The sequence below is a fragment of the Stenotrophomonas indicatrix genome (assembly GCF_002750975.1).
Classification (GTDB): Bacteria; Pseudomonadota; Gammaproteobacteria; order Xanthomonadales; family Xanthomonadaceae; genus Stenotrophomonas; species Stenotrophomonas indicatrix.
Genome location: NZ_PEJS01000001.1, coordinates 4104969 through 4130972, shown reverse-complemented (window position 1 = coordinate 4130972; position 26004 = coordinate 4104969). Strand labels below are relative to the sequence as shown.

Sequence of the window (26004 nt, the reverse complement as noted above, 5' to 3'; positions counted from 1 at the left end):
CTCCCTGGTGAAATTAGCGCTATGGAACCACCCGATCCCATCCCGAACTCGGAAGTGAAACGTAGCTGCGCCGATGGTAGTGTGGCCTAAGCCATGCGAGAGTAGGTCATCGCCAGGGTTTATACCCGAAAACCCCGCTGCTCACGCAGCGGGGTTTTTCTTTGTGCGCGGGAAACCAAGGGTAGTACCGGCCGCTGGCGGGCAACCACGTGCAGCCGCGTGATGTTCATGAGGTTGCCGGCCAGCGGCCGGCACTACCGGGACTCAGCACCCACGCGTAGATGCGGCGCCCAGACGGTGCCGCATTCTTTGGAGCGCAGCAGCTGGCGGATATGCTTCGCCGCAGTGGCAGGTGCCCCGCCCCTCATCATCGTGTCGCGGGCAGCCTTGAACGGATTGCGTTCGTACCCGTTGAGCCAACGAGAACCCTGTCGCGAACCACGCCCAACAAAAAGGCGGCGCCCTGCGGGCGCCGCCTTTCTTCAAGGGAGCAGGCCTGCGGCTCAGTCGATCAACGCGGCCTCGCGCTGCCGGAACACCGATACCGCTTGGTTCAGTGCACCTGCCTGCGATTGCAGTTCACGTGCCGCCGCAGTGGCTTCTTCCACCAGCGCCGCGTTCTGCTGCGTGGCCTGGTCCATCTGCACCACCGTCTGGTTGATCTGCTCGATACCGGATGACTGCTCCTGTGACGCCGCCGAGATCTCGCGCATGAGGTGGCTTACGTTCTCCACGCCGCCGACGATGCCCTGCATGCGCTGTCCGGCATCGGCCACCAACTGGGCGCCCTCGCCGACCTGACGTCCTGCCTCGTCGATGAGGACCTTGATCTCCTGGGCCGCCGCCGCCGATCGCTGCGCGAGCACACGGACCTCGCTGGCGACGACCGCGAACCCGCGTCCCTGTTCGCCGGCGCGTGCCGCTTCAACCGCTGCGTTGAGCGCGAGGATGTTGGTCTGGAAGGCAATGCCGTCGATCACGCCGGTAATGTCGCCGATCCGCTTCGACGCGCCCTCGATGGCCTGCATGGTGTCGACCACCCGCTGCATGGCGTGGTTGCCATCACTTGCTGCGCCCTGGGTGGAGGCGGCCAGCTCGCTGGCCTGGCGCGCATGCGCTGCGTTCTGGCGCACGGTGGCGGTCAGCTCCTCCATCGAGGCGGCCGTTTCCTGTAGATGAGCGGCCTGTCGCTCGCTGCGCTCGGACAGCGCGCCGTTGCCGGCGGCGATTTCGCTGGCGGCCGTGCTGATGGTGGTGGCGCAGTGCTGGATGTGGCCGACCATGCGCGCCAGCTGGCCGGCGGTGGCGTTGGCATCGCGCTGGATGGCGGCGAACGCGCCGTGGTACTCGCCCTGCATGCGACGGTCGAGATCGCCGTTGGCCATCGCCGAAAGCATCTGCCGCACTTCGTCGACCGTGCTGCCCAGTGTGTCCAGCAGCTGGTTGATGCCCCCGGTCAGGCCGTCGAGGAAGCTGGCGCCTTCACTGGCCTGCAGGCGCTGTTCCAGATCACCCTGCGCGGCGGCATCGACAATCCCGGCGACGGCATTCTCCAGCGTCAGTTCATGGGTACGGTCATGCCATTCCACCGCAAAACCCAGGCGCGCGCCCTGTGCGTCGAACACCGGGGTGACGACCTGGGCGAAGTGCACCGGCCCGATGCGCACCTTGCCGTTGTGTGTCGCCTGCAGCCCATTGAGGATGCCGCGGATGCGGTCAGGGTTGGCATGGAAGCGATGGATGCTGCTGCCGACCAGCCGCTCGGCGTCGAAATCGGGGAAGGCCTGGCGCAGCGAGGCCTGCTGGTTGCGCAGCAGCGCCACCACCGAGCGGTTGACGTAGCGGATGACGTGATCGTTGTCGGCAATCATCATCGCCGTGCGCGAGGCATCCAGTGCCTGGCGGATCTGCGCGTTCTCGGCATGTGCTTCGGCCTCGCGGCCGCGCTGCGCCTGCACATGGCGTGCGGTATCGGCCAGCGCGTGGGCCAGGGAACCGGGTGCGTAGTTGCGTGCATCGCTGTGTGCGCCGAGGTCGGCGCCCGTGGCGATGTCACGTGCCAATGCGGCCAGGCGGTGCGGTCCGTGACCCAGCGCCTCACTCTGATGGCGCAGGCGCGCGGCGGTCTGGCCCAGCACCAGCGTCAGCACCGCCAGGGCCATGGCATTCAACAGCTGCGGCAGGACGGCCGCCCCATCAAGCAACGGCGCCAGCAACGCACCGACACCCCCGGCGCCGGCCAGCCACAACGGCATGCGGTCACGCTGGATGAGCAGCACGCCCAGCAGCAGCGCCATGGGCAATGCGGCATTCAATCCGCTGATATGGCAGAGCAGGCTCAACTGCAGTGAAAGCACTACGGCCAGGCCGTTGCGCGCGAGCGCATGGCCGGCCTGGCGCCAGCCCAGCCAGGCGGCTGGCAGCACTGCGGCGACAACGGCGCTCGCAGCGGGCAGCGACGTGCCGCGCACGGCCAGTACAAGGCCGATCGCTGCCAATACGGCGCTGCCCAGCAGCAGGCGACGATCGCCCCGCTGGGCCAGCTGTTGCAGATAAGGGAGACGGCCCTGGTCGGGCGGGCGGGAGGACGCAATGGACATCGGCAACTCCTGGATCAACGGACGGCAGCGGCCATGCAACGCGCTGCGCGGATGAGCGCAACGACGGCACGGTCGGGGAATTCGGGGAATGCGGCGCAGGCAGCGACGCGGAGGACGTACACCGTGACCACATCCTGTGGATGACGGTGCAGCAGACGGGACATGCGGTCTTCCTTGCAGAACCAGGAACGAGCCGCAGGCACAAAGGGCCTGCGTGCTGTGGACGCAGGGGTCCACTACCGTTCTATCGGCCGCACTGGCGCAGAGTGAAGTGCGCGCGGCCGACGATGGTCAGCGTGCGTTGGCGTTTTCGCTCAGGAACGCATCGATGACGGCGGCAATACGCGCCGGGTGTTCCATGTGCAGGTGATGGTTGCCGGGGAATACCGCCAGGCGGCCATCACGCAGATGCTGCAGGCGCTCGCTGCGCATCGGCTCGGGATAATACGACTGTGCAGGCGTGGCATAGATCACCTGGGTAGGACAGGTGATGGCCTGCAGCAGGTTGTCGATCTGGCCTTCGCTGAGGCGGATCGCGGTGGGCAGCATCAGGCGCGGATCGCTGCACCAGCGATAGCCGCCTTCGACCGGCTCGACACCGCGTTCGACCAGCAGGCGTGCGCAGCCTTCGCTGAGCTGGTTGGTCATCATCCGCGCCCGGATCGGTGCAGCTAGGTCCGGGAACACGCGCAGCTGCTTGCGTGCCAGTGCTCGGGTGGCGTCGACGTGCTCGCGCAGGCGGCTGGCAGTTTCTTCCTCCGGCCCGCGCAGGCCGCCGAGTGCCTCGATGGCGACCAGCCGTTCGATGCGATCACTGACCGCTGCGGCGAGGCTGGCGATGCCGGCACCCATCGAATGGCCGATCAGGGTGAACCGGTCCCAGCCCAGTGCATCGGCGACATCGAGGACATGGGTGATCGCTGCTGGCGTGGTGTACACCGCCCCGATCGGCAGATGCGCGCTGTGGCCGTGCCCGGGCAGATCGATCGCCACCAGGTCCAGGTGCGGCAGATGCGGCGCCAGCGGAACGAAGCTGGCCGCATTGTCGAGCCAGCCGTGCAGGGCCAGCACCCGCGGACCCTCACCCGGCCGGCGCAGGCCGGCGACGCGGACGCCCGCGACCTGCAGCTCAAACGGCTGCAGGCTCATGCCAGCGAGGCCACGGCCAGCCGAGCCAGTGCGCGGGCGTGTTCCGGTGCGGCGTTGAGGCAGGGGATGTAGCGCATCTGTGCGCCGCGCTCGGCCAGTGTTTCGGTGAAGCCCATGGCGACTTCTTCCAGTGTTTCCAGGCAGTCGGTGGCAAACCCGGGGCAGACGACGTCGATCTGCTTCACCCCCGCTTCGGCCAGCTCCCACAGGCTGGGCTCGGCGTAGGGCTGCAGCCAGCGTTCGCGGCCGAAGCGCGACTGGTAACCCATCTGCCAGTCGTCCGCGCCCAGGCCCAGTGCTGCGGCGATCGCGCGCGCACTGGCCTCGCAGCGCTGCGGATAGGGATCGCCGGCATCGGCAAGGCGCTGCGGAATGCCATGGAAGGAGAACATCAGCTTCTGGCCGCGACCGTGCTGCTGCCAGTAGCGCTGGATCGAGCCGGCAACGGCGGCGACCCAGTCCGGATCGATCGAATAGTCCTGCACCAGGCTCACGGTGACCTGTGGGTTCCTGCGCTGCCAGGCATCCACACGATCCTCGACCGAGGCCGTGGTGGTGGTCGAATACTGCGGATACAGCGGCAATACCACGATGCGGCGCACGCCCTCGGTGGCCAGCCGATCCAGTTCGGTGGTGAGCGCCGGTTCGCCGTAGCGCATCGCGTGGCGTACGCGCAGCGTCGGCAGCAACGCTTGCATCGCCTGCGCCAACTGGCGGGTGTGGACCATCAGCGGCGAGCCTTCCGGCAGCCACACCTGGGCGTACTTGGCGGCTGAGCGGCTGCTGCGCAGCGGCAGTATCAGACCGCGCAGCAAGGGCTGCCACAGCAGTGCCGGCAGCGAGACCACGCGCCGGTCGGACAGGAATTCGGCCAGATAACGGCGAACGGCGGGAGCCGTCGGCGTCTCGGGCGTGCCTAGGTTGACCGCCAGTACGGCGGTATCGGGTGCGTCGAGCATGGGCGGTATTGTCGCCGATTCCATCGTCACGTCGGCATGCAGGGTTCGGATGGATGTCATCGATGAGGCCAATATGAGCAGGCAACGCTCATTGGGGATTCATCACAACACTACTAATTTCAGTCACTTGCTATATCTTCCTATGGACTGACTTCTGGAGCCTGCCATGCGTCGCCCGATCCAAGCCCTGCTGATCGCCGCCAGCCTGCTGTCCAGCCAGGCCATGGCCGGACCGCAGGAAGACCAGCGCGCCCGCAACGCGGTGCGTGTACTGGCTGAAATCCAGGGAATCCCTGAACAGGGCATTCCGGACAAATTGCTCGACGAAGGCCGCGCGGTCATCGTCATTCCCGACACGATCAAGGCCGGTCTGGTGATCGGCGGCCGTCGTGGCCACGGCCTGATGTCGGTGCGCATGCCCAATGGTGCGTGGTCTAACCCGGTATTCATCAAGCTCACCGGCGGCAGCATCGGCTTCCAGGCCGGTGTGCAGTCCTCCGACGTTGTGCTGGTGTTCCGCAACGACCGCAGCCTGGACAACCTCGTCAACGGCAAGTTCACCCTCGGCGCCGATGCCGGTGTGGCCGCCGGTCCGGTCGGCCGCAATGCCGCCGCCGCCACCGATGGCCAGCTGAAGGCCGAGATCTGGTCGTGGTCGCGCGCCCGCGGCCTGTTCGCTGGCGTGGCCCTGGATGGTGCGATCCTGCAGATCGACGATGCTGCCAACCTTGACGCCTACGGCAGCAACACCACCCCGCGGATGATCTTCGAGGGCCGCGCGGCTGGCTCGCCTTCAATGGATGTGGTCGCTTTCCGTGATCGCCTCGAAGAGGCCACCTACGCGGCGCGCAACAACCGCAACGGTGGCAATGACGCACCGCGTCCGGCGGCTGCTGCAGCGCCTGCCCCGCAGCCTGTTCAGGCAGCGCCGGCGGCACCTGCTGAAGCGACCACGGCGCCGCTGCAGGCCGTGCCGCAGACCCCGCCGCCGGCCCAGCAGGGTTTCCAGCCGGTCAACGACGGTGAAATCCGCACTGAAACACTGGGCAACAACTGACTTTCGTCACGCGCGCCGGCTAACAGCCGGTGCGCTATGCTCGGCAATCTGATCACTAACGTAACGAGCGACTTATGGGCAGTTTCAGCATCTGGCATTGGTTGGTCGTGCTCGCCATCGTCCTGCTGGTGTTCGGCACCAAGCGCCTGACCAGTGGTGCCAAGGACCTCGGCTCGGCGGTCAAGGAATTCAAGAAGGGCATGCACGACGACGACAAGCCGAACGCGCAGTTGGGCGACGAGTCGCGCAGCCAGGACGCCTCGCGCACCGCGCAGGACGAGCACGACCGCAAGCCGCGTTGATCCGGAGCGGTTGCGGTGTTTGATATCGGCTTCAGCGAACTGCTGGTGATCGCGGTCGTCGCCTTGGTGGTGCTCGGTCCTGAGCGCCTGCCCAAGGCGGCCCGCTTCGCCGGGTTGTGGGTACGCCGCGCGCGCAATCAATGGGATTCGGTCAAGCAGGAACTGGAACGCGAACTGCAGGCCGAAGACATCAAGCGGCAGATGCAGGACGTGCGCCAGGGCATGCAGGACACCGAGAACCAGCTGCGTGCCAGCGGCGAAGCCATGCGCCGCGAAGCCGAGCAGATGCAACAGCACAGCGACACGCTGGCGCAGCAGGTGCGTGCACCGGCCCCGGCCGAACAGCCCCCACATCTGGCGGATGCGCCCGAGCAGGGGGTGGGGTCGACTGAAGGTGCAGCCATTACGCCCGCCACCGCTGAAGCTGCGGGCGATGCCGTTGCTGATACCGCGACCGAAACGCCCGCGCGCACGGAGCGCCCGTCATGAGCGAACACGACTTCGGCGAAAGTTCGCTGGTGGAACACCTTGTTGAACTGCGCTCGCGCCTGGTGCGTGCGCTGCTGGGGCTGGGCGTTGTGCTGCTGGGCCTGCTGCCGTTTACCCAGAAGCTCTACAACGCACTGGCCGAGCCGCTGATCTCGCAGTTGCCCAATGGGCAGACGATGATCGCCACCAACCCGGCCGGCGCCTTCTTCGCGCCGTTGAAGCTGACGTTCTTCGTGGCCTTGTTCGTGGCCGTGCCATGGCTGCTGTACCAGCTGTGGGCCTTCGTCGCGCCGGGCCTGTATGCACGCGAGAAGCGCCTGGCGATGCCATTGCTGGTCTCCTCGGTGCTGCTGTTCTACACCGGCTGCGCCTTTGCCTATTTCCTGGTGCTGCCGGCGGTCTTCCACTTCCTCACCACCTTCAGCCCGGAAGTGATCGCGATCACGCCGGATGCGAATGCCTACCTGGATTTCGTGCTGGCGATCTTCTTCGCCTTCGGCGGCAGCTTCGAGCTGCCGGTGGCGATGGTGATCCTGGTGCTGCTGGGCTGGATCACGCCGCAGCAGTTCAAGGAAGGACGCGGCTACGCGATCGTCGGCATCTTCGTGCTCGCTGCGATCCTGACTCCGCCGGACGTGGTGTCGCAGCTGATGCTGGCGATCCCGATGTGCCTGCTGTACGAGCTGGGCATCCACGCCGCGCGCTGGCTGGTGCCGTCTTCGGTGGTCAAGAAGCCTGCGGCCTGATCCCCGGTAGCGCCGGGCCATGCCCGGCGTTCGTGGGGTGAGGTGACATCCATCCGCCGGGCATCGCCCGGCGCTACCGTTGAGCGCCGCTCAAGCGTGGAAGACGTCGTTGGCAGGCGGCGACTGCGGCACCGGCGGTGCGCCGCGGCTGCCGCGATGCACGAACATCTGCTTCCAGGCCGCATAGACGGCGCCGACATACAGCGGCATCAGCACCGTGGTGAACACCAGCTGCGCGATGAAGGCCGCCGCCAGCGGGCCGCCCAGCAGCATGCCGAGCTGGACCACGATCACGAACAGCACATAGACGCAGAACGCGGCGATCAGGCCGAGCACGGTGAACACGGCGGTGGCGCCGATGTTCTCGATGCAGCCCTGTAGGCTCAGGCGCAGCGCGTGCATGCCGCTCTGGCGGTCGAACACCACCAGTGCCGGCTGGGTGAACATCGCCAGGGTCAGCGCCACGGCGGTGCAGAACACCAGCAGCATCCACAGCGCGATGCGCTGCGCGGGCAGGTTGGCGACCAGTTCGGCGGCGGTTTCCGGACTGATCTGCTGCCCGCTGCGGCCGAGTTCCTGCATCTTGGTCATGGTGTCGCTGAAGGCGGTGAAGCCCTCGCGGCCGATCATCAGGTACAGCAGCGCGCCCAGCAGCAGCACGGCCAGCACCTGGATTGCCAGCGGCACCAGCAGGTGGCTGACACGACGGTCGCGGATCGGCTGCAGCAGATGGGTGGCCAGGCCGGGACGACCCTGGTCGATCTCACCCATGGCGTACAGCATGCCGCCGAACATCACCGGTGAAATCACCAGCGTCATCATCTGCAGGGCCAGGCCGGCGGTGCCGGGCAGCATCGTCCCCAGCAGGGTGACCACCCAGTTCACCAGCAGCCAGGTCAGGCCGATCCGGGCCAGCTGCAGCGGCGCACGCCGATACAGCGAGAACGTATCCAGCAACCACTGGGCGCCCGCCGAGGCTGGCAGCTTGCGAATCTCTTTCATGGACATCCGGGGAGGGACAGGAGGGGCCGGGCGGTGTGCCCGTGCCGCCGATTATCCCTGTTTTGCCACCGGCTGGGCTGAAGACAGCCGGGCCTGGCGGACAAAGCGCCGCAACAGCTGGCGCGCCAGCGGCGCGGCGCTGACCGCGCGCTCGATACTGCGCGCGCAACCGCCATGACGGCCGATGCAGTCGGCGCGTGCGCGCACGTAGCCACGCATGTGGTGGGTGGCGAATTCCGGATGGAACTGCACGCCCCAGGCTTGGCGGCCCCAGCGGAAGGCATGGCAGCCATCCAGCGGCGAGCGCGCCAGCACGGCGGCACCTTCGGGTACGCGCAGCACGGTCTGCAGATGGGTGGCGTGGGCCGCGAAGTGGCTCGGCAGGCCCTGGAACAACGGGTCCTGCGCGGCCTGCGGGTCCAGTGCCAGCTCAATCGTTCCCGATTCGCGCCCGGCGGGGTTGTAGGCCACTTCGCCGCCCAGCGCGTGTGCCAGCAGCTGGTGGCCGTAGCAGATGCCGAACACCGGCACGTCGTCGTGCGCGGTCTGCCGCAGCCAGGTGGCACTGCGTTCGCTCCATTCGGCGTGGTCGGTGACGAAGGCGGCCGAGCCGGTTACCAGCACGCCGGCGAACTGGCGGGGGTCGGGCAGGTCGGCACCATGCTCGACGTCGACCACGACGGTCTCGTGTTCTTCCAGGCCGGCGGCGACCCGGATCCAGTGCGGAAAGCGCCCGTAGCGGCGCAACGACGGCACGGGGCGGCCGGTTTCAAGGATCAGGAAGGGCGCTGGATTCATCCGGGGGAGGTAGTACGGACAGGACTTCCTCGATTGTAGTCAGCCCCTGTGCCACCTTTTCAAGCCCGGCCTGGCGCAGGGTTCGCACTCCTTCAGCACGCGCGGCACGGTTGAAACCGGCCAGATCCATGTCCGCACGGATCAACCCGCGCAGGCGCGAGCCCAATGGCAGCAGCTCATACAGCCCGATGCGGCCGAGGAATCCGGTGCGCCGGCACTCCAGGCAACCGACCGGCCGACAGGGCGTGGCGGCATCTGGATATGCAGCTTCGCTATCAGCCAGCACTGCCCAATCGGCCCGGCCGAGGGTGTGCGGCTGCTTGCAGTGCGGGCACAGGGTGCGCACCAGGCGCTGGGCGAGGATGCCGTTGACGGTGGATGACAGCAGGTAATGCGGTACGCCCAGGTCGAGCAGGCGGGTGATGGCCGAGGGCGCGTCGTTGGTGTGCAGGGTGGACAGCACCAGGTGGCCGGTCAGCGAGGCCTGCACGGCCATCTGCGCGGTTTCCAGGTCGCGGATCTCGCCGATCATGATGATGTCCGGGTCCTGCCGCAGCAAGGTGCGCACACCGCTGGCGAAATCCAGGTCGATGTTGGTCTGCACCTGCATCTGGTTGAATTCCGGCGCGATCATCTCGATCGGGTCTTCCACCGTGCATACGTTGACGTCCGGCGTGGCCAGCCGCTTCAGGGTGGAATACAGGGTGGTGGTCTTGCCCGAACCGGTCGGGCCGGTGACCAGCACGATGCCGTGCGGGCGCTCGACCAGGGCGGTCCAGCCGGCCGCTTCCTGCGGGCTGAAGCCGAGCTGGTCGATGCTCTTGAAGGCCGCTTCCGGGTCGAAGATGCGCATCACGCATTTCTCGCCGAAGGCGGTCGGCATGGTCGACAGGCGCATTTCCACTTCACGGCCGCCGGGCGAGCGGGTCTTGATGCGACCATCCTGCGGGCGCCGGCGCTCGGCCAGGTCCATGCGTCCGAGCACCTTGATACGGCTGACCACGGCGGTCATCACCGCCGGCGGCACTTCGAACACCTTGTGCAGCACGCCGTCGATGCGGAAGCGCATGCGGCCCATGTCGCGGCGGGGCTCCAGGTGGATGTCCGAGGCGCGCTGCTCATAGGCGTACTGCAGCAGCCAGTCGACGATGTGCACGATGTGCTGGTCGTCGGCATTGACGTCGCCGGTGCGGCCCAGTTCCACCAGCTGCTCGAAGCTGGGCAGGGTGGTGTTGGCCTCACCCCGTACGTCGCCACGGGCACCGCGCACCGAGCGGGTGACGCCGAAGAACTCCATGGTGTAGCGGTGCAGGTCCAGCGGATTGACCACCGCCAGCTCGATGCGCAGGCGGGTCAGGTGCTGCAGGTCGCGTAGCCATTCCTGTGCCAGCGGCTCGCTGGTGGCCACCAGCACGCGTTCGCCATCCACCGCCAGCGGCAGGAAGCGATGGCGGCGCGCGTAGGCGTGCGAGGCCACGGCGGTGACCGAGGCGACGTCGACCCGGGTCGGATCGATGCGCAGGTAGCGGCTGCCGGTGCGCTGGGCCAGCCACTCGGTGAGGCGTTCCAGATTGAGGTCGCCGCCGTCGCTGGCGGCCAGCTTGAGGTTGGACAGCAGCACCAGTGGATGCACTTCACTGGCATTGCGGGCGCCCTGTGCGGAAAAACGGATGCGCTCACGCTCGTGCGCAGCCACCACGCCATCGGCCAGCAGGGCCGCCGCAACCTGTTCGAACTGCAGGCGACCGGGCGGCAACGGTGCCGCGCCAGGCTCGCCGGGCGTGCCCGTGGGCAGCCGATGTTCCATCCACCTGCTCCTTCCGGGTACGGAATGCCCCGCAGGTCGGCCGTTATACTAGCGCACCCCTTTGCCGGCCAAGACTCGTCCGCATGTCCGCGACCCCGACCGTTCCGATCACCTTCCAGGGCCTGATCCAGACCCTGAACCAGTTCTGGGCCCAGCAGGGCTGCGTGCTCATCCAGCCGCTCGACCTGGAGGTGGGCGCCGGTACGTTCCACCCGGCCACCTTCCTGCGTGCGATCGGTCCGGAAACCTGGAACGCGGCCTACGTGCAGCCGTCGCGGCGCCCGACCGATGGCCGCTACGGCGAGAACCCGAACCGCCTGCAGCGCTACTACCAGTACCAGGTGGCGATGAAGCCGGCACCGGACAACATCCAGCAGCTGTACCTGGATTCGCTGAAGGCGGTGGGCATCGATCCGCTGGTGCACGACCTGCGTTTTGTCGAGGACAACTGGGAATCGCCGACCCTGGGCGCCTGGGGCCTGGGCTGGGAAGTCTGGCTCAACGGCATGGAGGTGACCCAGTTCACCTACTTCCAGCAGGCCGGTGGCCTGGAGTGCCGGCCGGTGCTGGGCGAGATCACCTACGGTCTCGAGCGCCTGTGCATGTACCTGCAGAACTGCGACAACGTCTACGACCTGGTCTGGACCTACGGCCCGGATGGGCAGCCGGTGACCTACGGCGACGTCTACCACCAGAACGAGGTGGAGCAGAGCACCTACAACTTCGAATATGCCGACGTGGAAGAAATGTTCCACCGCTTCGATGCCTGCGAGCGCGAAGCGCAGAAGCTGGTGGAAGTGAACCTGCCGCTGCCGGCCTACGAACAGGTGATGAAGGCCAGCCACACCTTCAACCTGCTCGATGCGCGCCGCGCGATCAGCGTGACCGAACGCCAGCGCTACATCCTGCGCGTGCGCGCGCTGGCCCAGGCGGTGGCCAAGGCCTACTACGAGCAGCGCGAGAAGCTGGGCTTCCCGGGCGCGAAGAAGGCCTGACGGCCCGTTCTCCCATCACGCGTTTCACCTACTACCCCAGGGGCGCCGGCCGCGTCGCGCGCTGCGCCCCCACCACAGGATCGAACCGATGAGCCACTTGTCTCCCCTGCTGATTGAACTGGGCACCGAAGAGTTGCCGGTCAAGGCACTGCCGGGCCTGGCCCAGGCCTTCTTCGACGGTGTTGTCGACGGCCTGCGCAAGCGCGGTGTGGAACTGGAGCTGGGCGATGCACGCCCGCTGTCGACCCCGCGCCGCCTGGCCGTGCTGCTGCCGGGCGTTGGCCTGGAGCAGCCGGAACAGCACAGCGAAGTGCTGGGCCCGTACCTGAACATCGCGCTGGACGCCGAAGGCCAGCCGACCAAGGCGCTGCAGGGGTTCGCGGCCAAGGCCGGGATCGACTGGACCGCGCTGGAAAAGACCACCGACAACAAGGGTGAGCGCTTCGTGCACCGTGCGGTGACCCCGGGCGCGCGCACTGCTGCGCTGCTGCCGGAGATCCTGCGCGAGGCCATCGCCGGCATGCCCATTCCCAAGCCGATGCGCTGGGGCGACCACAGCTGGGGCTTCGCGCGCCCGGTGCACTGGCTGGTGCTGCTGCACGGCGGTGACGTGGTCGAGGCCGAACTGTTCGGCCTGAAGGCCGACCGCATGAGCCGCGGCCACCGCTTCCTGCACGACAAGACCGTGTGGCTGACCCAGCCGCAGGACTATGTGGAATCGCTGCGCGCCGCCTTCGTGCTGGTTGACCCGGCAGAGCGTCGCCAGCGCATCGTCGCCGAGGTGGAAGCCGCTGCAGCCACCGCCGGTGGCAGCGCACGCATCACCGAGGACAACCTGGAGCAGGTGGTGAACCTGGTCGAGTGGCCGTCGGCGGTGCTGTGCAGCTTCGAGCGCGCGTTCCTGGCGGTGCCGCAGGAAGCGCTGATCGAGACGATGGAGATCAACCAGAAGTTCTTCCCGGTGCTGGATGACGGCGGCAAGCTGACCGAGAAGTTCATCGGCATCGCCAACATCGAGTCCAAGGACGTGGCCGAAGTGGCCAAGGGCTACGAGCGGGTGATCCGCCCGCGCTTCGCCGATGCCAAGTTCTTCTTCGACGAAGACCTGAAGCAGGGCCTGCAGGCGATGGGCGAGGGCCTGAAGACGGTGACCTACCAGGCCAAGCTGGGCAGCGTGGCCGACAAGGTCGCGCGCGTGGTGGCGCTGGCCGAAGTGATTGCGCCGCAGGTCGGCGCCGATCCGCTGCTGGCCAAGCGTGCCGCGCAGCTGGCCAAGAACGACCTGCAGTCGCGCATGGTCAATGAGTTCCCGGAACTGCAGGGCATCGCCGGCCGCCACTACGCGGTGGCCGGTGGCGAGTCGCCGGAGGTGGCGCTGGCCATCGACGAGGCCTACCAGCCGCGCTTCGGTGGTGATGACATCGCGCTGTCGCCGCTGGGCAAGGTGCTGGCGATCGCCGAGCGCGTGGACACCCTGGCCGGCGGTTTCGCCGCGGGCCTGAAGCCGACTGGCAACAAGGACCCGTTCGCCCTGCGCCGCAACGCGCTGGGCCTGGCCCGCACGATCATCGAAAGCGGCTTCGAGCTGGACCTGCGCGCGCTGCTGGCCAGCGCCAACGCCGGGCTGGCCGCGCGCAACGTGCAGGCCGACGTGGCCGAGCTGTACGACTTCATCCTCGACCGCCTGAAGGGCTATTACAGCGACAAGGGCGTGCCGGCCAGCCACTTCAACGCGGTGGCCGAGCTGAAGCCGGCCTCGCTGTACGACTTCGACCGCCGCCTGGACGCGATCGGGATCTTCGCGGCGCTGCCGGAAGCCGAGGCGCTGGCCGCGGCCAACAAGCGCATCCGCAACATCCTGCGCAAGGCCGAAGGCGATATTCCGGGCCAGATCGATGCGGCCCTGCTGCAGGAAGATGCCGAGCGCGCGCTGGCCGAAGCTGTGACTGCCGCCATCGACGATACCGGCGCCAGCCTGCACCAGAAGGACTATGTGGCCGTGTTGGCGCGCCTGGCCCGCCTGCGTCCGCAGGTCGATGCGTTCTTCGACGGGGTGATGGTCAATGCCGAGGATCCGGCACTGCGTGGCAACCGCCTGGCGCTGCTGACTATGCTGGGCGAGCGCCTGGGCAAGGTCGCGGCGATCGAGCACCTGTCCAGCTGATCGCCCGCGATGGGTAGCGCCGGGCCACGCCCGGCGGTTTTTCTGCAGGCCGCGCTGCGCGCTCGCCATGAATCAGACCGTATCCACGCATGGCGTGGATCTACTGGGTAGCCGGCCGTTGGCCGGCAGCGACGCGATGCCGATATTTCCGCATGCGGCCGCGATGATCGCCACAAAGGCGCGTATTTTGACCGCCACTTAACAACCGATCCGGATTGGCGTGATGCATTTCGCATCGTCACCTCCGGTCGGTATGCTGTGCCGCATGCAGCCAACGAAATACGCCCTGCCGCTGATGGTCCTCTCGCTTTGCGCCACCTCCGTGGCCCATGCGCGCGGCACCATCGACAAGGTGGACATCAAGGGATTGGACAAGGGCGACGACGCCGCGATCATCGAGAACATCCAGGAATCGCTGTCGTTGTTCGACACGATCGGCAAGGAGCAGGGCGAGTCGCGCCTGGAATACCTGCTGTCACAGGCCGAGCGGCAGACCCGCCAGGCGCTGGAACCGTTCGGGTACTACAACCCGGTGATCAAGGTCGAGGCGCCACGCCAGGACGAGCACGTCACCGTGCTGATCCATGTCGACAAGGGCCAGCCGGTGCTGGTGCGCCGCGAGCATATCGATATCACCGGCCCTGCGATGTACGACCAGTACCTGCAGGACGACCTGGCCGCGTTCAAGCCGCGCAAGGGCCAGCGCTTCGAACACACCCAGTACGAAGCCAGCAAGATCACCGTGACCCGGCGCCTGGCCGAGCGCGGCTACTTCGACGCCGACTACACCCAGCGCCAGGTGCAGATCACCCGCGCGGACAACGCTGCCGACATCGACCTGACCTGGGACAGCGGCCGCCGCTACAACATGGGCCCGGTGACCTTCGAGCAGAACTATTTCGACGACAAGCTGTTCGACCCGCTGGTGTACTGGGACCAGGGCAGCTACTTCCACGAAGGCAAGCTGGACCGCCTGCGCGAGTCGCTGACCAAGCTCGATTACTTCAGCGTGATCGACATCCAGCCGCGCCCGGACCAGGCCGATGAGAACGGCGAGGTGCCGGTTGATGTGAAGCTGACGCGGGCCAAGCGCAGCATCTATTCCTACGGCCTGAGCTACGGCAGCGAAAGTGGCGCCGGTGTGCGTGGTGGCCTTGAACGGCGCTACCTGAACAGCCGCGGCCACAAGATGAACACCCAGCTGGACTATGCGCAGAAGCGCAAGAGCCTGATCACCAGCTACCGCATTCCCGCATTCAACTGGCTGGATGGCTGGTACACCTTCGCCGCCAGTGCCTATGACGAACAGACTGACTACATCGATCTGCGCAACTTCAAGCTGATCGCCAGCCGCAGCGGCGAGATCAACGAGAACTGGACCGCCATCGCTTCGATCAACGCGCTGCGTGAGCGCTGGCGCTATGCCTCGGGCACCGAGTTCACCGATGCGGTCTACAACACGTCCACGCTGGTCTACCCGCAGATCGTGGCCGACTACGTGAAGGTGGACGACGAGCTGTTCCCGCGCAGCGGCATCAGTGGCACCGCGACGGTGCGTGCCGGCGTCGAAGGCGTCGGATCGGACACCAGCTTCGTGCAGGCCAATGCCGTGCTGCGCTGGTACATCCCGGTGGGGCCGACCAATCGCCTGATCCTGCGCGGCGAAGGCGGCACCACCTGGACCAGCGACCTGGTGGCGATGCCGCCCAGCCTGCGCTACTTCGCCGGTGGCGACCGCAGCATCCGCGGCTATGCCTACCGTGAGGTCGGCCCGCGCACGCCGAAGCCGGACAAGTACGCGCTTGGTGCCAAGCACCTGGTGGTCGGCTCGGCCGAGTACGAGCATTACTTCAATGGCGGTCCGTGGGGTGCAGCGGTGTTCGTCGACACCGGCAGCGCCTTCGATACCGACATCGACCTGCACACCGGCGTCGGCTTCGGCGTGCGCTGGAAATCGCCGGTGGGCCCGGTGCGGGTCGATATCGCTCACGGTCTGAACAACCCTGATTCGCAGTTCCAGCTGTACCTCAACATCGGAGCGGACCTGTGAGCACGCCCGCACCGACCCCGTCGCCGAACACGCCGCCGCGCCGCGTGCGCTTCTACCGTCGTCGCCGCTTCTGGGCATGGTCCGGCGCGGGCGTGGTCGGCCTGGTGCTGGTCGCCCTGTTGGCCGTGTACTGGCTGCTGCAGACGGTGGCCGGCCGCGACGTGCTGCTGGCGCAGGTGGTGGCGCGCCTGCCGGTGGGTGCCAGCTTCACCTGGGACAAGGTCGACGGCCCGGTGGCCGGACCGCTGACTCTCTATAACGTCGACTTCCGCTACGACGACATCCATTTCCACGCAGAGCGCGCGCACCTGGAGCCGGACCTGCGCCCGCTGCTGGGCCGCAAGCTGCTGCTGGACAAGCTGGAGCTGACCAACGCCACGCTCAACCTGGCCAAGAGCGATGAGCCGTTCAAGCTGCCGTCGTGGCCCGATTCGCTGCCGCAGATCGAAATGCCGCTGGCGATCCAGGCCGATGTGATCGCCATCGACAGTTTCCGCATCAGCCAGGCCAACGAGCCGGTGATCGACATCAGCCGCGTGCGCGGTGGCATCGAGATCGCCAATGGCGAGTTCCAGGCGCGCAAGCTGGTGGTGGACAGCGACATGGGTAATTTCACTGCCCAGGGCCGCTACATCCCGGCCAAGGACTACGACACCGACGTTACCGTCACCGCAGTGCTGCCGGCACCGCGCGGGCGTACCGCGGCCACGGTCGGCCTGGTCGCGCGCGGTGACCTGGCGCATATGGAAGTGGCGCTGGCCGGCCGCGCGCCGAAGCCGCTGCACGCGATGCTGGTGTTCGATGGCCGCACCGATCCGACCTGGAACGCGACTGTACGCAGCGACGAGCTGGATCTGGCGCTGTTGTCGCCGGCATTGGCCAGCTCGGCCATCGCGCCGCTGGCATTGGACTTCACCGCCTCCGGCAAGGGCGGCAACGCCAACCTGCATGGCCGGGTGAAGCAGGGTGAGCAGGAACTGGAGCTGGCGCCCTCGGTGGTTTCGCTGCAGGACCAGGTGCTGAAGGTCTCGCCGCTGGTGGTCAAGGGCCTGGGCGGCGAAGCACGCCTGGAAGGTACCGCCGATTTCAGCCAGGAAGACCAGCAGAAGCTGAACTTCTCGGTGATCGCGCAGGACCTGACCTGGGTGCCGGCACCGGACCCGAACACCGCCGGCAGCTCGCCGGTGCCGGTGACGCTGAAGGAAGCGCGCTTCGGACTGGCCGGTACCTTGAAGGCGTGGGCGGCGATCGGCCGTGCCGATGTCGAGCGCGAAAAACAGAAGGCGCAGCTGCGCTTCGATGTGCGTGGCAACGATCAGGCTGCGGAGATCCGCGAACTGCAGGCGCAGACCCCGGGTGGCCAGCTGCAGGTGGAAGGCAAGGTGGCCTGGGCACCGCAGCTGGACTGGGATGCCAAGGCCACGCTGAAGGATTTCGACCCGGGCTACTTCGCACCGGGCTGGGATGGCCGTCTGTCCGGCAATCTCGCGTCCAAGGGACGCCAGTTGCCGCCGCCGGCCAATGCGCCGCCGGGCACTGCGGGCACGCTGGAGGCCACGGTGGACCTGCCGTCGCTGAAGGGCATCCTGCGCCAGCGCAATGTGGATGCCCAAGGCAAGTTCGCCCTGCAGGGTGAACAGGGCCAGGGTGAATTGAAACTGGCCGTCGGCAGCAGCCGGGTGACCGCCTCGGGCAAGGTCGGCGACCGCCTGGACATCGACGCGCGCTTCGAGCCGTTGCAGCTGAGCGATCTTCTGCCCGGCGCCGATGGTGGCCTGCGTGGCCAGGTGCAGGTGAAAGGCCCGCGCGATGCACCGGACATCACTGCAGATCTGGTCGGCAACAATCTCAACTGGGACGGTTACGGCGCTGAAAGCCTGAGCATCAAGGGCCGCCTGCCGTGGCGTGGCGACAGTGGCACGCTGGCGATACAGGGCGAGCAGGTCAATGCCGGCATGCTGCTGGAACGCTTGAACATCGATGCGCAGGGCAGTGTCTCCAACCTGCGGCTGGCCGCACAGACACGCAACGAACTGGGCGCGATCGAGCTGCAGGGCAGCGTTCGCCAGCAAGGCGAACAATGGCGTGGCGAACTGGCCACGCTGCGCATCGCACCGGTGAAGGGCGATGCGTGGGCACTGCGTGCGCCCGCGGCATTCGCCATCAACGGCAGCAACTACACGCTGGGCGAAACCTGCCTGGGCGCTGCGACCGGTGGCGCCCTGTGCGCACGTGCCAACTGGCCGCGCGAAGGCCTGGTGGTGCGCGGCGACGCGTTGCCGCTGGCCCTGGTGCAGCCGTGGTTGCCGCCACAGTCCGGCCGGCGCATCTACCTGCGTGGCGAACTCAACCTGGACGCGCAGATCCGTCCGCGTGGCAACGCATGGGAAGGGCATGTGGAAGTGCGTTCGGCCGAAGGTGGCGTACGCCTGGGCGAGAACCGCAACACCGGCGTGGGCGATGCCAACCGTGGCGAGCTGGTGCGTTATGACCAGTTCTCGCTGAAGCTGGACATGACCCCGGCCAGCATCAAGGGCTACCTGGGCATGGGCTTCCAGGGCAACGGCTTCGTTGATGCGAAGATGCAGACCGGTTGGGAACCGAGTGCGCCGCTCAACGGCGAGCTCTACCTCAACATGTCGCGCCTGTACTGGCTGGAACTGTTCTCGCCGGATGTGGTGCGCCCGACCGGGCTGATTGAAGGCCACGTGAGCCTGCGTGGCACGCGCGGCCAGCCGTCGCTGGGCGGTGATGCGCAGCTGAGCAACTTCAAGGGCGAGTTCCCGGCGCTGGGCCTGACCTTCGACCAGGGCAAGGGCAGCTTCGTCGCCCAGCCCGATGGGTCGGCCAAGATCACCGCGCAGGCCAATTCGGGCAAGGGCACGCTGTATGTCGACGGCGGCCTGTCCTGGTTCGGCGATGCACAGCCGCTGCAGCTGAAGATCCACGGCGAGAATGTGCTGCTGTCCAACACCAGCGAGCTGCGCATCATCGCCAATCCCAACCTGGACTTCACCCTGGCCAAGGCCGCGATGGAGCTGCGCGGAACGGTGCACGTGCCCGAGGCAGACATCGATCTGGAGCGCCTGGACCGTGGCACCTCGGTGTCCGAAGACGTGGTGGTGCTGGACCCGGCCGATCCGGAAGAGTCGCGCACCTCGCCGCTGGACATGGAGCTGGCCGTCAGCCTGGGCGACAAGGTCAAGATGAGCGGTTTCGGCCTGAAGGGCGCGCTGACCGGCAAGATGCAGGTCTGGGCCAAGCCCGGCCGCGAGATGACCGCCAACGGTGGCCTGGAAGTCAGTGGCCGCTACAAGGCCTATGGCCAGGACCTGACCATCACCCGCGGCAACCTCAACTGGAACTACAACGCGGTGTCCGACCCGCGCATCAACATCCGCGCCGAGCGCCGGATCGGTGATGTCACCGCCGGCATCGACGTGACCGGGCGCGCGCAGCAACCGCGCGCCGATGTCTGGTCCGATCCGGCGATGTCGCAGTCCGAAGCACTGGGTTACCTGGTGCTGGGGCGCAGCCTGACCGGTGCCAGCAGCGACCAGACCCAGCAGGTGAACGCCGCATCGGCCGCGCTGTCGGCCGGCAGTGGCCTGCTGGCTTCGCAGCTGGGTGCCAAGCTGGGCCTGGACGATGCCGGCGTCAGCCAGTCGCGCGCGCTGGGCGGCTCGGTGATCGGTGTGGGCAAGTACATTTCGCCCAAGTTGTACGTGGGCTACGGCGTGTCGCTGGTGGGCGCCGGTTCGGTGATCACCCTGAAGTACCTGCTGCGCCGCGGCTTCGACGTGGAAGTGGAATCGAGCACGGTGGAAAACCGTGGCTCGTTGAACTGGCGGCGGGAAAAATAACGGTGTGGTAGTGCCGGCCGCTGGCCGGCAACTGCACCGTATCCCGAATTCGGTGGGTTGCCGGCCAGCGGCCGGCACTACCGTGCACGCATACCCAACCATCGGCCGTTGCCCCATCCGGCCCCAGCGGCTATGGTCCCGGGCTGTTCTGTCGTACCGGATTGCCTCATGTCGCCACGCAAAGCCCTCCCCACCGCCCTGGCCCTGGGCCTGACCCTCGCCGCTGGCGCCCACGCCGATGAAGGCATGTGGATGCCGACCCAGCTGCCGGAGCTGGCCAAGCCGCTGCAGGCGGCTGGCTTCAAGGGCAACCCGGCCGATCTGGCCAACGTGACCGCGCCGCCGCTGAGTGCGGTCGTGCGTGCCGGCGGTGGCACCGGCTCGTTCGTGTCGGCCGATGGCCTGCTGCTGACCAACCACCACGTGGCGATGGGCGTGATCCAGTACAACAGCTCGCCCGAGCACAACTTCATCAATGATGGCTTCATCGCCAAGGGGCGCGCCGACGAGCGTCCGGCCAATCCGGACTTCCGCGTGCTGGTGACCGTCGGCTTCGACAAGGTGACCGACCAGGTGCTGGCACAGGCCAAGGGCAAGACCGGCCGCGCGTACTTCGACGCGGTGGATGCAGCCAGCAAGCAGATCGTGGCCGAGTGCGAGAAGGACGGCAGCGTGCGCTGCTCGGTGGCCAACATGTATTACGGCACCGACTTCTACCGCATCGCCCAGCTTGAGCTGAGCGATGTGCGCCTGGTCTATGCGCCGCCGCGCGCGATCGGCAACTACGGCGATGAGATCGACAACTTCATGTGGCCGCGCCACACCGGCGACTTCACCCTGCTGCGTGCCTACGTGGGCAAGGACGGCAAGCCGGCCGCCTACAGCAAGGACAACGTGCCCTACCAGGCACCGGCGCACCTGCAGATGTCGGTGGAAGGCCCGAAGGAGGGCGACTACGCGATGCTGGCCGGTTACCCGGGCATCACCTACCGCCATCGCACCGCCGCCGAATTCGCTGGCCAGATCGATACCGTGCTGCCGCGCCGGGTGTCGGTGTTCCAGCAGATGATCGACACCATCGAAGCGGCCAGTGCCAAGGATGCGCAGGCACGTACCCGTTATGCTTCGCAGTTGCAGTCGCTGAAGAACAACCGCAAGCGCGCCGCCGGTGAGCTGGAAGGGCTGCTGCGCAGCGATGCCAAGGCCCAGCGTGCGGCCGACGAGCAGGCGATGCTGGCCGCCACCGACCGCAAGTACCAGGGCGACATCAAGGCGCTGCTGGCCAACCTGTCGCAGGGCGCGGCGGTGGGCGAGCGCGACCTGCTGCTGGAGCAGATGGCCGGCCAGAGCCAGCTGCTGCGCTCGGCGCTGCTGCTGGAACGCCTGCGCATTGAATCGGCCAAGCCGGATGCGCAGCGCGAGACCGGCTACCAGCAGCGCGACCAGGCGATGATCGAGGGCGTGCTGAAGCAGGTGCAGCGCCGCTATGCACCCGAGGTCGAGAAGGCGCTGCTGACCACCCTGTTGACGCGCTACCAGCAGCTGCCGGATGCGCAGCGCGTGGCCGAGTTCGACACGGCCTTCGGCCGTACCCCGGCACAGCTGGCGCAGGCGCTGGACACGCTGTATGCCGGCACCCAGCTGGGTGACGAAGCGCAGCGCCTGTCCCGCTTCGCCGCTGCCCGCGAAGGCAAGGCGCTGGCCGCCGATCCGCTGATTGCCGTGGCCGGCCCGCTGGTGGCCGCGCAGCTGCGCATCGAAAACGAGAGCAAGACCCGCGAAGGCGAACAGCTGCGCCTGCGCCCGGCCTACATGCAGGCGTTGTTCGCCTGGCGTGCCAAGCAGGGCCGTGCGGTGTACCCGGATGCCAACCGCACCCTGCGCATCAGCTACGGCAAGGTGGAAGCGCTGCACCCGCGTGATGGCGTGACCTATTCGCCGGTGACCACCGTGGCCGGCATCGTCGAAAAGAACACCAACGCCTATCCGTTCGATGCCCCCAAGCCGCTGCTGGCCGCGATTGCCAAGGGTGACTTCGGCAGCACCGCCGACCCCGCGCTGAAGACCCAGACGGTCAATTTCCTGACCAACCTGGACACCACCGGCGGCAACTCCGGCTCGCCGGTGCTCAACGCCAAGGGCGAACTGATCGGCCTGAACTTCGACAGCAACTGGGAGTCGGTCAGTGCCAGCTGGTGGTTCGACCCCCGCTACAAGCGCGCCGTGCACGTGGACATGCGCTACCTGCGCTGGCTGCTGGCCAAGGTCTACCCGGCACCTGAACTGCTGAAGGAAATGGGCGTTCCGGCGGAATAACGCCGGTTCCCGGTAGGCGCCCACGATCTCCCGGTAGGCGCCCACGATCTCCCGGCAGGTGCCCACCGTCTTCCGGTAGATCCCCACCGTTTCCTGGTGGGTGCCCACCGTTGGTGGGCACGGACGCCCCTGCCACGACCAACGGTCGTGACCCACCTTTGCGACCCCCCGTCGTGACCTACCATCACGATCAACGGTCGTGATCTACTGGCCCCTCCTCCGACGGAAACACGCGCTTGGTCTCCAGCTGGATCCTGCTGCTGGTCTCGGTTGCCTACGCTGCGCTGCTGTTCGGCGTGGCGTGGTGGGGCGACCGTCGGCCGATGTACCCGGACCGGCCGTGGCTGCGGCCGGTCGTCTACAGCTTGGCGCTGGCGGTGTACTGCTCGTCGTGGACCTTCTACGGCGCAGTCGGTACCGCCGTGCGCAATGGCGTGGGCTACCTGCCGATCTACATCGGTCCGTTGCTGCTGCTGCTGTTCGGCTGGCGCATCATCGAGCGCCTGGCGCTGATCGCGCGCAGCCAGAACGTGGTCTCCATCGCTGATTTCATTTCCTCGCGCTTCGGCCGCTCGCGGCGGCTGGCGGCGCTGGTGGCGATCATCGCGCTGATCGGCATCATTCCCTACCTCGCCCTGCAGTACAAAGCGGTGGCGATGAGCCTGCAGGTACTGACCGGCAACACCGGCCCGACCGGGTTCTTCAGCGATCCGGCCCTGTACGTGGCGTTGCTGATGGCGCTGTTCGCCACCCTGTTCGGTACCCGCCAGGTGGACGCCACCGAACACCACCACGGCATGATGCTGGCCATCGCGCTGGAGTCGGTGATCAAGCTGGTGGCGATGGTGGCGGTGGGCGTGTTCGCCTATGTCTGGCTCAGCGACCGCAACGAGGCGGTGGTGGAGTCGGTGCATACGCTGTTCACCGGGCTTCCGCCAGTGGGGTTCATTTCGCAGACGCTGCTCAGTTTCCTGGCCATCATCTGCCTGCCGCGCCAGTTCCATGTGGCGGTGGTGGAGTGCGGGGATGTGCGCGACGTGCGCCGCGCGCGCTGGATGTTCGGCGGCTACCTGGTGCTGATCTCGGCGATGGTGCTGCCGATCGCCACGGCCGGCATCAGCCTGTTCGGTACCGGAAGCGGCGTGGCCGACGACTCGATGGTGCTGGCGTTGCCGCTGGCCGAGGGCCGCAACGCGCTGGCACTGATCGCCTATATCGGCGGGTTCTCTGCCGCCACCGGCATGGTCATCGTGTCCTCGATCGCGTTGGCGACGATGGTCAGCAACGATCTGGTGATGCCGGTGCTGCTGCGTCGCAGTGGCGACCACCAGGAAGCGGCCGATGTCGCCTCGCGGGTGCTGTGGATCCGCCGGCTGGCGATCCTGCTGCTGGCACTGATGGCCTACAGCTACTACCGCAGCAGCAGCAACGACAGCACGCTGGCCTCGTACGGACTGATGGCGTTCGCCGCGGTGGCGCAGTTCGCGCCGGGCCTGATCGGTGGCCTGTACTGGCGCGGCGCCAGCCGTCGTGGCGTCGAGACCGGCATGCTGCTCGGCTTCGCCACCTGGCTGTACACCCTGCTGCTGCCGGCGATGACCATGGCCGGCTGGATGGATGCAGGCTGGGTGCAGCATGGTCCGTTCGGCATCGATTGGCTGCGGCCGCAACAGCTGTTCGGCATGACCGGCTGGGACCCGCTGACCCATGGCACGTTCTGGTCGCTGCTGGTCAACGCGGCGACGATGATGCTGGTATCGGCGCGTTGGCGTCCGGGCGTGGATGAGCGCCTGCGCGCTGCGCCCTTCCTCGATCCCTATGCCGAGCGGCCTTCAGTGGCCGGTGGTTGGCCAGGCCACGTGCACGTGGGCGACCTGCTGGCACTGGCCTCGCGCGTGGTCGGCGAACGCCATGCGCGGCGCTCGTTCTTCGAACAGGCGCAGTCGCTGGGGCGCGAGCTGCAGTCCTCGGCACCGGCGGACCGGCCGTGGGTGCAGTTCACCGAGCGCCTGCTGGCCGCATCGATCGGTGCGGCGTCCGCGCGCCTGCTGCTGACCAGCCTCCTGCGTGGCTCCGGCATGGACCTGGGCGAAGTGGTGGCGGTGCTGGACGAAGCCGGGCAGGAACTGCGCTTCAACCGCGAGATCCTGTCGACCACCCTGGAAAACATCAGCGCCGGCGTCAGCGTGGTCGACCCGGACATGCGCCTGACCGCGTGGAACCGGCGCTACCAGGACATGTTCGGCTACCCCGACGGCATGCTCTACGTGGGCCGCCCGGTGGCGGATCTGATCCGCTACAACGCCGAGCGTGGCGAGCTGGGCGAGGGCGACATCGAAGTGCAGATCAACCGCCGCATCAGCTACATGCGCGCCGGTTCGCCGCACGTGTTCGAGCGCACCCGCAGCGATGGCAAGGTGATCGAAATGCGTGGCCAGGCACTGCCCGGCGGCGGCTACGTCACCAGCTACAACGACATCACCGACTACAAGCACGCCGAACGGGCGCTGCTGGAAGCCAACGAAACACTGGAACAGCGCGTGGCCGAGCGCTCGCATGTTGCGGAAGTCGCACAGCAATCGAAGACCCGCTTCCTGGCGGCGATCAGCCATGACGTGCTGCAGCCGTTGAATGCGGCGCGGCTGTTCGCTTCGGCGCTGCGCGACAGCGACCATGTCAGTGATGAGCAGCGGCACCTGGCCGAACGCGTGGATGCGTCGCTGCGTGCGGCCGAAGAGCTGCTGGATGGGCTGCTGGACGTGTCGCGGCTGGATGCTGGTGGCCTGCATCCGGTGATCGGCGAATTCGATGTCAGTGCGTTGATGCGCGAGCTGGCCGCGCAGTACACGCCGGTTGCGGCCGGGCGTGGGCTGCGGCTGGATCTGTTCGCGCGTACCACCTGGGTGCGCAGTGATCGCCGCCTGCTGCGCCGCGTGCTGCAGAACTTCCTGGCCAATGCGCTGCGCTACACGCGGCAGGGGCGCATCGTGCTGGCCGTGCGCCAGCGCGGCGACGAAGTGGAGCTGCAGGTGTGGGATACCGGCCCCGGTATTCCCGAACACCACATGCGACAGATCTTCGACGAGTTCCACCGCTACCAGCAGCCGTTCGACTGGGGCGAGCAGGGCCTGGGGCTGGGCCTGTCGATCTGCCAGCGCATCTCGCGCCTGCTTGACCATCGCTTGAATGCCCGCAGCCGGGTTGGCAGTGGATCGATGTTCTCGATCATCCTGCCGCGGGTAGCGCCGTTGCCGGGATATACCGAAGCGCTCACCGTGGCGCAGGCCGCACCGCCGATTCGCAGCGATTCGCTGGCCGGCCTGCGCGTGTTGTGCGTGGACAACGACGAGGAGATCCTTGATGGCATGCGCGCGCTGCTGGGGCGCTGGCAGGTGCAGGTGATCACCGCATCGACGGTGGACCAGGCGTTGCAGAAGATCGCCGAGCGTCCGCAGGTGATGCTGGTGGACTACCACCTGCACGATCGCATGGATGGCCTGGATGCACTGGTGGCACTGCGCGAAGCGGCGGGCTATCCATTGCCCGGCGCGCTGCTTACCGCCGATGGCCGCGATGAACTGAAGCGGATGGCACGCGAGCGCGGCTATCGCCTGTTGACCAAGCCGATCAAGCCGGCGTCGCTGCGTGCGTTCCTGGGCGCGTTGCGCGACGCCCGGTAGTGCCGGCCGCTGGCCGGCAACCTCGCA

General features: G+C 67.3%; 17 protein-coding genes and 1 rRNA gene. 11 read left to right on the top strand and 7 right to left on the bottom strand.

Going from position 1 to position 26004, the window contains the following annotated elements:
- Positions 1 to 3 precede the first annotated feature (3 nt).
- A 5S ribosomal RNA gene (gene rrf / locus CR918_RS19045) occupies positions 4 to 118 on the top strand.
- Between the two features lie 385 nt (positions 119 to 503).
- Here rrf and CR918_RS19040 read toward each other — a convergent pair.
- The 4 genes from CR918_RS19040 to hemH form a co-directional block, all read right to left on the bottom strand.
- The gene (locus CR918_RS19040; RefSeq protein WP_099844192.1) at positions 504 to 2600 is read right to left on the bottom strand and encodes a methyl-accepting chemotaxis protein; all 2097 of its coding nucleotides are present in this window, start codon (positions 2598 to 2600) and stop codon (positions 504 to 506) included.
- Positions 2601 to 2614: 14 nt separating this feature from the next.
- Positions 2615 to 2764, bottom strand: a complete 150-nt coding sequence (locus CR918_RS21205; protein WP_157804437.1) for a hypothetical protein — start codon at positions 2762 to 2764, stop codon at positions 2615 to 2617.
- A 127-nt stretch (positions 2765 to 2891) separates the two neighbouring features.
- A complete protein-coding gene (locus CR918_RS19035) occupies positions 2892 to 3749 on the bottom strand; it encodes an alpha/beta fold hydrolase (RefSeq protein WP_033832562.1) in 858 nt (285 codons plus the stop codon).
- Positions 3746 to 4708, bottom strand: coding sequence for a ferrochelatase (gene hemH / locus CR918_RS19030; protein WP_099844190.1), 963 nt, complete (start codon positions 4706 to 4708; stop codon positions 3746 to 3748). Before hemH ends, CR918_RS19035 begins: the two co-directional genes overlap by 4 nt.
- Before the next feature lie 166 nt (positions 4709 to 4874).
- Between hemH and CR918_RS19025 the strand changes: the two genes are divergently transcribed.
- From CR918_RS19025 to tatC, 4 genes are all read left to right on the top strand, one after another.
- Complete coding sequence (locus CR918_RS19025; protein ID WP_025878761.1) at positions 4875 to 5765, top strand: lipid-binding SYLF domain-containing protein; 891 nt, start codon at positions 4875 to 4877, stop codon at positions 5763 to 5765.
- Between the two features lie 74 nt (positions 5766 to 5839).
- Positions 5840 to 6067 carry a Sec-independent protein translocase subunit TatA gene (gene tatA, locus CR918_RS19020; RefSeq protein ID WP_025878762.1) on the top strand — a complete coding sequence of 76 codons (228 nt, stop codon included), beginning with the start codon at positions 5840 to 5842 and terminating at the stop codon, positions 6065 to 6067.
- A gap of 15 nt (positions 6068 to 6082) precedes the next feature.
- On the top strand, positions 6083 to 6556 hold the full coding sequence (tatB, locus tag CR918_RS19015; RefSeq protein ID WP_099785913.1) for a Sec-independent protein translocase protein TatB: 474 nt from the start codon (positions 6083 to 6085) through the stop codon (positions 6554 to 6556).
- Positions 6553 to 7302, top strand: a complete 750-nt coding sequence (gene tatC, locus CR918_RS19010; protein WP_025878764.1) for a twin-arginine translocase subunit TatC — start codon at positions 6553 to 6555, stop codon at positions 7300 to 7302. The genes tatB and tatC overlap by 4 nt, the downstream gene beginning before the upstream one ends.
- Before the next feature lie 90 nt (positions 7303 to 7392).
- Here the strand turns inward: tatC and CR918_RS19005 are convergent, their stop codons facing one another.
- Genes CR918_RS19005 through CR918_RS18995 form a run of 3 tightly spaced genes read right to left on the bottom strand, consistent with a single transcriptional unit; the run spans position 7393 to position 10909 of the window.
- Entirely contained in the window at positions 7393 to 8304 is a 912-nt protein-coding gene (locus CR918_RS19005; protein ID WP_025878765.1) for a BPSS1780 family membrane protein, read from the bottom strand.
- Positions 8305 to 8355: 51 nt separating this feature from the next.
- Entirely contained in the window at positions 8356 to 9102 is a 747-nt protein-coding gene (locus tag CR918_RS19000; RefSeq protein ID WP_080149542.1) for a glutamine amidotransferase, read from the bottom strand.
- Complete coding sequence (locus CR918_RS18995) at positions 9074 to 10909, bottom strand: GspE/PulE family protein (protein WP_093821103.1); 1836 nt, start codon at positions 10907 to 10909, stop codon at positions 9074 to 9076. Before CR918_RS18995 ends, CR918_RS19000 begins: the two co-directional genes overlap by 29 nt.
- A gap of 83 nt (positions 10910 to 10992) precedes the next feature.
- Here CR918_RS18995 and glyQ point away from each other — a divergent pair, with 83 nt between their 5' ends.
- From glyQ to CR918_RS18965, 6 genes are all read left to right on the top strand, one after another.
- Entirely contained in the window at positions 10993 to 11904 is a 912-nt protein-coding gene (gene glyQ, locus CR918_RS18990; protein ID WP_025878768.1) for a glycine--tRNA ligase subunit alpha, read from the top strand.
- Between the two features lie 88 nt (positions 11905 to 11992).
- Positions 11993 to 14068 (top strand): glycine--tRNA ligase subunit beta, encoded by a 2076-nt coding sequence (gene glyS / locus CR918_RS18985; protein WP_059065650.1) that lies wholly within the window; start codon positions 11993 to 11995, stop codon positions 14066 to 14068.
- A gap of 253 nt (positions 14069 to 14321) precedes the next feature.
- The gene (locus tag CR918_RS18980; protein ID WP_025878770.1) at positions 14322 to 16118 is read left to right on the top strand and encodes an autotransporter assembly complex protein TamA; all 1797 of its coding nucleotides are present in this window, start codon (positions 14322 to 14324) and stop codon (positions 16116 to 16118) included.
- Complete coding sequence (locus CR918_RS18975) at positions 16115 to 19981, top strand: translocation/assembly module TamB domain-containing protein (RefSeq protein WP_099844188.1); 3867 nt, start codon at positions 16115 to 16117, stop codon at positions 19979 to 19981. Before CR918_RS18980 ends, CR918_RS18975 begins: the two co-directional genes overlap by 4 nt.
- Before the next feature lie 168 nt (positions 19982 to 20149).
- Complete coding sequence (locus CR918_RS18970) at positions 20150 to 22297, top strand: S46 family peptidase (protein WP_099785906.1); 2148 nt, start codon at positions 20150 to 20152, stop codon at positions 22295 to 22297.
- Positions 22298 to 22533: 236 nt separating this feature from the next.
- Complete coding sequence (locus CR918_RS18965; protein ID WP_099785904.1) at positions 22534 to 25977, top strand: hybrid sensor histidine kinase/response regulator; 3444 nt, start codon at positions 22534 to 22536, stop codon at positions 25975 to 25977.
- Positions 25978 to 26004 lie beyond the last annotated feature (27 nt).